Source organism: Micromonospora sp. KC606, from assembly GCF_004348675.1.
Classification (GTDB): Bacteria; Actinomycetota; Actinomycetes; order Mycobacteriales; family Micromonosporaceae; genus Micromonospora.
The window spans coordinates 81,745-88,503 of record NZ_SMKN01000005.1; the positions used below are offsets into that span (position 1 = coordinate 81,745).

General features: G+C 69.4%; 8 protein-coding genes and 2 pseudogenes. 5 read left to right on the plus strand and 5 right to left on the minus strand.

The window, feature by feature from the left end; translation table 11 throughout:
- Window positions 1-472 precede the first annotated feature (472 nt).
- From E1193_RS02580 to E1193_RS02595, 5 genes and pseudogenes are all read right to left on the minus strand, one after another.
- A pseudogene (locus tag E1193_RS02580) lies at window positions 473-1,354 on the minus strand (IS110 family transposase); the annotation flags it as partial.
- A 33-nt stretch (window positions 1,355-1,387) separates the two neighbouring features.
- Complete coding sequence (locus tag E1193_RS32395; protein WP_207922521.1) at window positions 1,388-1,534, minus strand: hypothetical protein; 147 nt, start codon at window positions 1,532-1,534, stop codon at window positions 1,388-1,390.
- A 61-nt stretch (window positions 1,535-1,595) separates the two neighbouring features.
- Complete coding sequence (locus E1193_RS02585; RefSeq protein ID WP_243707241.1) at window positions 1,596-2,228, minus strand: class I SAM-dependent methyltransferase; 633 nt, start codon at window positions 2,226-2,228, stop codon at window positions 1,596-1,598.
- On the minus strand, window positions 2,225-2,485 hold the full coding sequence (locus E1193_RS02590) for a type B 50S ribosomal protein L31 (RefSeq protein WP_132179832.1): 261 nt from the start codon (window positions 2,483-2,485) through the stop codon (window positions 2,225-2,227). Before E1193_RS02590 ends, E1193_RS02585 begins: the two co-directional genes overlap by 4 nt.
- On the minus strand, window positions 2,482-3,789 hold the full coding sequence (locus E1193_RS02595) for a GTP-binding protein (RefSeq protein ID WP_132179834.1): 1,308 nt from the start codon (window positions 3,787-3,789) through the stop codon (window positions 2,482-2,484). The genes E1193_RS02590 and E1193_RS02595 overlap by 4 nt, the downstream gene beginning before the upstream one ends.
- A 45-nt stretch (window positions 3,790-3,834) precedes the next feature.
- On the opposite strand from E1193_RS02595, the pseudogene E1193_RS02600 reads away from it, so the two are divergent.
- The 5 genes and pseudogenes from E1193_RS02600 (at window position 3,835) to E1193_RS02620 (ending at window position 6,693) form a co-directional block, all read left to right on the plus strand.
- Window positions 3,835-4,364: pseudogene (locus tag E1193_RS02600) on the plus strand (winged helix-turn-helix domain-containing protein).
- A gap of 46 nt (window positions 4,365-4,410) precedes the next feature.
- Complete coding sequence (gene rpmB, locus E1193_RS02605; protein ID WP_132179836.1) at window positions 4,411-4,647, plus strand: 50S ribosomal protein L28; 237 nt, start codon at window positions 4,411-4,413, stop codon at window positions 4,645-4,647.
- Complete coding sequence (rpmG, locus tag E1193_RS02610; RefSeq protein WP_013287204.1) at window positions 4,647-4,814, plus strand: 50S ribosomal protein L33; 168 nt, start codon at window positions 4,647-4,649, stop codon at window positions 4,812-4,814. Before rpmB ends, rpmG begins: the two co-directional genes overlap by 1 nt.
- A complete protein-coding gene (rpsN, locus tag E1193_RS02615; RefSeq protein ID WP_132179838.1) occupies window positions 4,814-5,119 on the plus strand; it encodes a 30S ribosomal protein S14 in 306 nt (101 codons plus the stop codon). Before rpmG ends, rpsN begins: the two co-directional genes overlap by 1 nt.
- A 101-nt stretch (window positions 5,120-5,220) precedes the next feature.
- Window positions 5,221-6,693, plus strand: a complete 1,473-nt coding sequence (locus tag E1193_RS02620) for a choice-of-anchor M domain-containing protein (RefSeq protein WP_207922522.1) — start codon at window positions 5,221-5,223, stop codon at window positions 6,691-6,693.
- Window positions 6,694-6,759 lie beyond the last annotated feature (66 nt).

A 6,759-nucleotide genomic window follows, 5' to 3' on the forward strand; every position in this document is an offset into this window, starting at 1 on the left:
GCCAGTCCGCCATCCGTCGCGGCCGGTTACCGGTCGCCGACGAGTTGGTTGCGCTCCACCGTCCCGATGGCCCCTGGAGGGATTCGTACCGGCAGGTCGTCGTAGTCGCTGGTCATCGCGTGATCCCTGGCCCGTCCAACTGGAAACTGTGTGGTCAACGAATCGGTCGGCACGCTGGTCACGTGGTATCCGCGGATATTCCTGTGCCGTTGGTCGACACATGTCTGCCCTGGTCGAGCCGCTCCCCCCTGCGGCACGACCGTTTACTTCGGCCCGCGAGGCCATGTCGGCCGGAAGAGGCCGAGCCGCTTCGCCAACGAGGCGGCCACCAACGCCGGTCATCCCGAACCGCCCCATCCGGTGCTCGACCACGACCGCCATACCTGCCCCGGCCAGCGCTATCCGACGGGCGGGACCGGCAGGCGCGGTCGGTGCCGCGATCGGGAGTGTGGATCTAACGGCACCTCTCTTGTCAACCTGCCGGCAGCAGAGAGGTCTCCGTATCTTTGATCATGGTGCGGTAGAAGACGTCGGACAGGCGTCGCTTCAGGCAGCGCATGGCTGCCTTGTGGGTTTTGCCTGCGGCTCGTTTGTGCTGGTAGTAGTCCCGGCCGGGGGTTGCTCGTTTGATCTGGGCCATGGCCATGACGTGCAGGGCGTAGTTCAGCTGTCGGTCGCCGGCGCGCGAGAGGCGGTGTCGTTGGATGTCACCGGAGGAGACTTCTATCGGCGCGACACCGCAGTACGAGGCGAATGCGGCCTGCGACCGGAACCTGTTGACGGCTCCGGCGCGGGCCAGGATCTTCGCGGCGGTGACGTCGCCGATGCCGTGTAGATCGGTCAGGGTGGTGCCGGAGGCTGCGACCGCGGCGGACAGCGTTGCTGTTGCCTCGGCGATGCGCCGGTCGAGGCGGCGCACCTCTTGGAGCAGTTCCACGGCGACCTGGCGCATGGTGCGGGCCGACACGGCCCTGGGGCGGATGCCGCGGAGCGCAGCGGCTGCGTTGTCGGCGGTCAGTCCGCGGGGCAGACCGGCGGGAATGAGCTGTGCCAGCAGTGCATGCAGCCGGTTGACGATCTGGGTGCGGCCGCGGACGAGGTCATCGCGATGTTCGGTCAGGCACCGCAGGGCGGCGATGGTCTCATCGACGACGGCGGTGTTGAGTCGAGCAGCGGTGTGTGCGGCGATTCCGACTGACAGGGCGTCGGCCTGGTCGGTTTTGCGGCCGTGCCCGGTGGAGAGCATCCGAACGCGGCGGGCGAGTTTCGCGGGCACATCAACCACGTCGACACCGTCGGCTGCCAGACGAGAGGTTAACGTGGCGCCGAGGCCGGTGGCGCCTTCGACCGCCCAGACGGCATGTGACCAGCGGCCGGCGAAGCGACGTCATTGCCGGTAGCCGTCGCGGTTGACCTCGACGCGGGTCGCGGCCAGTGGCTGGAGTCGGTTGTCGACCGCGACGACGGTCCAGGACGCCTTGTGAGGATCGATGGCGATGACGACCCGGGGCGGTGTTGATGCTGCGGCGGGCACGGGTTTTCCTTGCAGGACCGGAAAGGGAGGATCCGGCGTGGAGGGCAGACCAACTTCGGGCTTAACAGACCTCTCTCGAGCCACTCTCGCCGGCGGTTGTGGCCGGGGCGCAGGCCGTTCGAGGGCCAGCCCGTGGGCGGCAGGTGTTTCCCGAGCGACCCCGGACCACAACCTCGGAGATCATGGCTGCAGACCCTGATTTCCGCCACCAATCCAACAAGTTGGAGACCTCTCTGCTGCCGGCAGGTTGACAAGAGAGGTGCCGTGGTGCGAGCAGGCTGGCGAGGGCGGTGACCGCGGCCTGCTGGTCGCCGACGTGGTGCACCGCGGTCGATGCCCAAACCAGGTCAGCCGGCGCGCCGAGCGTCTCGCGCAGGACGGCCGTCTCGGCGGGGATGTCGGCGCGCAGTGGCTCGATGCGTACCCGTGGGTCCGACCATTCGGCGCGGATGTGGTCGCGGGCGGCGTCGAGGACGGCCGAGTGCGCGTCCACCGCGACCACCCGGCCGCAGGTCATCATCCGGGCGATGGCGAGGGCCATTCCGGCGGCGCCGCAGCCGACGTCGACCGCGAGCCGGTCGCCGGGGGTGACCAGCTCGCGGGCAGTCGTCAGGTACCAGGCCTGGTCCTGCCGGGCGGCGTCGACCAGCTGCGGCGCCAGTTCGGTCCAGTCGATGGGCGTGTTGGTGCTCATTTGCCCTGGGGTCCGCGGCGGGCGTACTTCTGACGGAACTTCTCGACTCGGCCGGCGGTGTCGATCAGGCGCTGCTTTCCAGTCCAGAAAGGGTGACTGGCTGAGGAGATCTGCACATCGATGACGGGGTAGGTGTTGCCGTCGGTCCACTCGATGGTCTGGTCGCTGGTGGCGGTGGAGCGGGTGAGGAAGGCGAAGTCGGCGCCCTTGTCGCGGTAGACGACGGGCCGGTACTCGGGGTGGATTCCGGGCTTCATGCGGGTTGCGCTCCTTCGGTTTCGGTTTCGGTGTCGGTGTCGGTCAGCTCTTCCCCCTCAAGGGGGAAGCAGCCGGCGAACGGGTCGTGGTAGGTGCGCCAAACCTCCTCGCCGTCGGCGAGTTCGGCGTCGGTGAGCAGGCAGTCGGCGAGGGCGCGGTGCAGTTCGACGGCATCGAGGTCGAGGCCGATGAAGACCAGGTGCTGGTGCCGGTCGCCGTAGTAGGGATCCCAGTCCAGGGCGGCGGCGAGGCGGCGCTGGTCGCAAACGTGCTCCCAGCGGCCCTCGGGGAGACTCACCAGCCAGTGCCCGAGGGAACCCATGGCCAGACCGCCGCCGGCGAACTCCCAGGCCACCACGGTGTCTGGCTGGCTGGCCAGCCAGAGGTGGCCCCGGGAACGGATCACCTCGGCGTTGACCTCTTCGAGGACGTCGTGCAGGCGCTGCGGATGGAACGGCCGGCGGGCACGGAAGACGGCGGAGACGACCCCGCAGTCGGGCTCCGGCTCGTGTTCGCCGAGGAGGTAGCCCTGCAGCCCGCGGGCGAGCACTCCCGGGGTCTCCGGCCGGTGTCGACGGGTATGACGCAGCTGACGGGTCAGCATGCTGGCATCCACACGGTCGCCGTCGACCCGGATGTGAGCAGCCCACGGTGCCATCCGCTGCAGCGGGACCGACAACCGGCCGGTGTCGAACTCGCCCTCTTGGGACTGCCCCCAGAGCACCAGGGTGTCGGCGTATTCGATCTGGCGGACCACGACGTCGGCGAGCGCGCGGTAGTCGTCCTGGGCGGCCTGGATTCCGAGCGCGGCGAGGTCGTCGCTGCTGGCCAGGCCGTCGAGCAGGTGCTCGGCGTCGAGGACGGTGACGTACGAGTCGACGCGGAGAAGATCGGTGATCGGCGCGCCGTCGATGAGACAGTGGACGCCCGCGGCGGCGACCGCCTCGGGTTCGACCACCTCGGGCAGCATCAGCACCAGGTCCTGGCCGGGGTGGCTGCGGGTGAGCCGGACGAGGGTGGGCAGCACGTCCTCGCGCAGCGTGCAGGAGACACAGCCGTGCCGCAGCCCGACCTGCTGGTCCTCGATGATCCCGGCGTCGGAGCGGACCACCCGGCGGACGACGCCGTCGCGGATTCCGGTGAGGTCGTGCCGCACCAGCAGCAGCGACTCATCGGCGGCGAGCAGCGCGCGGGCGACGGCGAAGGTTGCCGCCGGCCAGAACCCGGACAGCACGGTTAGCGACGGGCGGGTGTTGGCGTCGGCTGTCACGGCATGAATCGGAGCCTGTGGTGACGACGACATCGTGTTCCTCTCGACTTACTTGAAAACGATTGTCATTCTAAGCGCATGTGGGCTGTCGAAGCGAACGGTGATGTGCCGGTGGTGCCGGCCGAGGCGCGACAGGTCGACGAGTTCCTCACCGTCACGGTCCAGCTGAGGCTCGGCCCAGGTGCTCGCGAGCAGGACGTCCACCGCTTCGCTGCCCTGCTGGCGCTGCTGAGTGGTGACCCATGGGTGGCGTCGCCGGTGCGCGACACGGATGCACACCTGCGGATCCATCCGCAGGCGCGAGCGGTCTACCGCGGCGGCACCGAGGTCGTGCTGACCCGTCGGGAGTACGACCTGCTGTGGTGCCTGGTCGAACACCCGCGCCAGGTCTTCACCCGGCTGCAGTTGCTGGACCGGGTCTGGGGGTAGCCCTACACGAGCCCCCGCAGCGTCGAGTCCACGTCCGGCGCCTGCGCGCCAAGATCGGCGTCGACCTGCCGGTGGTGACGACGCTGCGTGGTGTGGGTTACCGCCTGGGCGCCGACTGCTCCGTCGAGATAGTCGACGACCCCGGCATGGATCTGACCGATCAGCTGATGCAAGACTGAAAACCATTGTCGTTATCGTTGCCGAGTTGAGTGAGGAGTTACCACTGTGTCCAGACGTTGTGACGTCACCGGCGCGAAGCCGAGCTTCGGCAATGCCGTGTCGCACTCGCACCGGCGCACCCGCCGCCGCTGGAATCCGAACCTGCAGAACCACCGCTTCTGGCTGCCCTCGGAGCGCCGCTGGGTGCGACTGACCCTGACGGCTAAGGCACTGAAGACTGTGGACCGCAAGGGCATCGAAAAGGTCGTGGCCGAGTTGCGCGCTCGTGGGGTGATGGTCTGATGGCTCGGCAGACCGATGTCCGCCCGATCGTGCGGCTGCGCAGCACCGCCGGCACCGGCTACACCTACGTCACCCGCAAGAACCGCCGCAACGACCCCGACCGACTGGTGCTGCGCAAGTACGACCCGGTCGTACGCCGGCACGTCGAGTTCCGCGAGGCCCGCTGATGGCCAAGAAGAGCCTCGTCAACCGGCAGGCGCGCCGCGAGGAACTGGTGGCTCGGCACGCGGAGGCGCGGGCGGAGCTGAAGCGGCTGGTCGCTGACCCGGACACCGAGCCGGACGTACGCGCCGAGGCGGTCCGTCGGCTCAGCCGCCTGCCGCGCGACTCCAGCCCGGTACGGCTGCGGTCGCGCGACCAGATCGACGGCCGTCCGCGGGGGGTGCTGACCCGCTTCGGGCTCTCCCGGGTGCGGTTCCGCGAGCTGGCCCTGCGCGGCGAGATGCCCGGGGTGCGCAAGGCGTCGTGGTGAAGTCGCTACAGCCCGGGCCGCAGATGCCGGGCGGCGCAGCACCGCCGGTTCCGGTCGCATGTACCACCGGGCGCAGGCGTGCGCGGTATGAAAGGGGAGGTATGAATGCGACAGTGAGGGCTCGCGGTTTCGCGGCCCTGGTCGCCGGGGCGGTGGTGGTCGCCGGCACGGTGCTGGCGCCCACGGCTGCGTTGGCGGCGGAGAAGGTGGTGCTGTCCAAGGGGCACACCGACGCGGTCGACGTGCACTACGAGGGTGGTGCGCTGTCGTTGAAGGTCAACGACGACACGGTCAGCCCCGCGGTGAAGCGGGACCCGGCGGACGTGACGTTCCAGGTCCTGCCGGAGGCGGTCATGGCCGTTCCGGACGATCCCCGGTTCGCCTTCCTCGGGCCGGCGGGGAGCCAGGTGTGGCTGCTGCCGATGACCCAGGATCCGGATCTGCTCTGGCCGGGTTGGAACACCACGACGCTCGACACGGGGGTGTTCGAGGGAAACAAGGTGCGGCTGAGCCTGGTCGGCGTGAAGGGGCCAGGCAACGTCACGCTGTTCACGCAGGACTCGTTCGGCGGTCCGATCATCAAGTTCCGCGGTGATGACGGGCTGCCGGACGCGATCGATGTGCCGGTGAAGACCCACGCGCACTCGAACTGGGCGTTCAGCGCGCTGGGCAGCTACACGCTGACGTTCCAGGCCGACGCGCCGCTGACCAACGGCACGACGGTCAGCACCGGGCCGGTCGACTACTCGTTCGTCGTGGGCGAGCTGTCCGGTGGCGGGCCGGAGGTCGGCCTGTCGATCAGTGGCATGGCCGACGAGTACCAGCCCAACGACACCGTCACGCTCAACGCTGTACAGGCCCCGCAGACCGAGCTGGACCGCTACCACTGGTTCAGCAAGTGCCCCGGCGCGGACGACTGGACCGTCATTGCGGGTGAGGCGGGTGCCAGCTATTCCTTCACCGCGACCCGGAAGCTAAACGCCTGCGAGTACGTGGTCAAGCTGTACGACGATGACCACGCTGTGGTCGCGACCAGTGAGCCGATGACGCTCTGGGTGGCGTTCCCGCCGCAGGAGCCGGGTGCCTCGCAGACGATCACCGCGTCGATCGACGAGACGCAGGGCTCCCTGGTGATCAGTGTCAACCCGGACGACCGGGCCGTGGTGCTGCCGCCCGCACAGCTCACCGCCGGCGGCGACCGGTGGGAGAGCAACGGTGAGCTCCGGCCGGTCACGGTGACCGACACCCGCGCCGGTCAACCGGGATGGAGCGCCTCCGGGCAGATCCCGGCCGACTTCACCGGCCCGGGCGGTGCGAAGTTCAGCGCCGGCTACCTCGGCTGGAGCCCCCGAGTGCTGACTCAGGGTTCCGGACAGGGCGTGGTTGCCGGCCCGGAGGTGGCACCGTACGTCGTCGGAACCGGCGGTGGTCTGGGCGCCAGCGCGGTGCTGGGCTCAGCCTCGGCCGGCGCCGGTCGGGGTACCGCACAGCTCGGCGCGGGCCTGCGGCTGAGCCTGCCCACCGAGACGGCCGCGGGAACCTACACCGCAACCCTCACCCTCACCGCAATCTGATCGCCCGAACCCGCCCGGTGGCCGGCGCCGTGCCGTGTCACCGGGCGGTCGCGGGGTGGGCGGGCG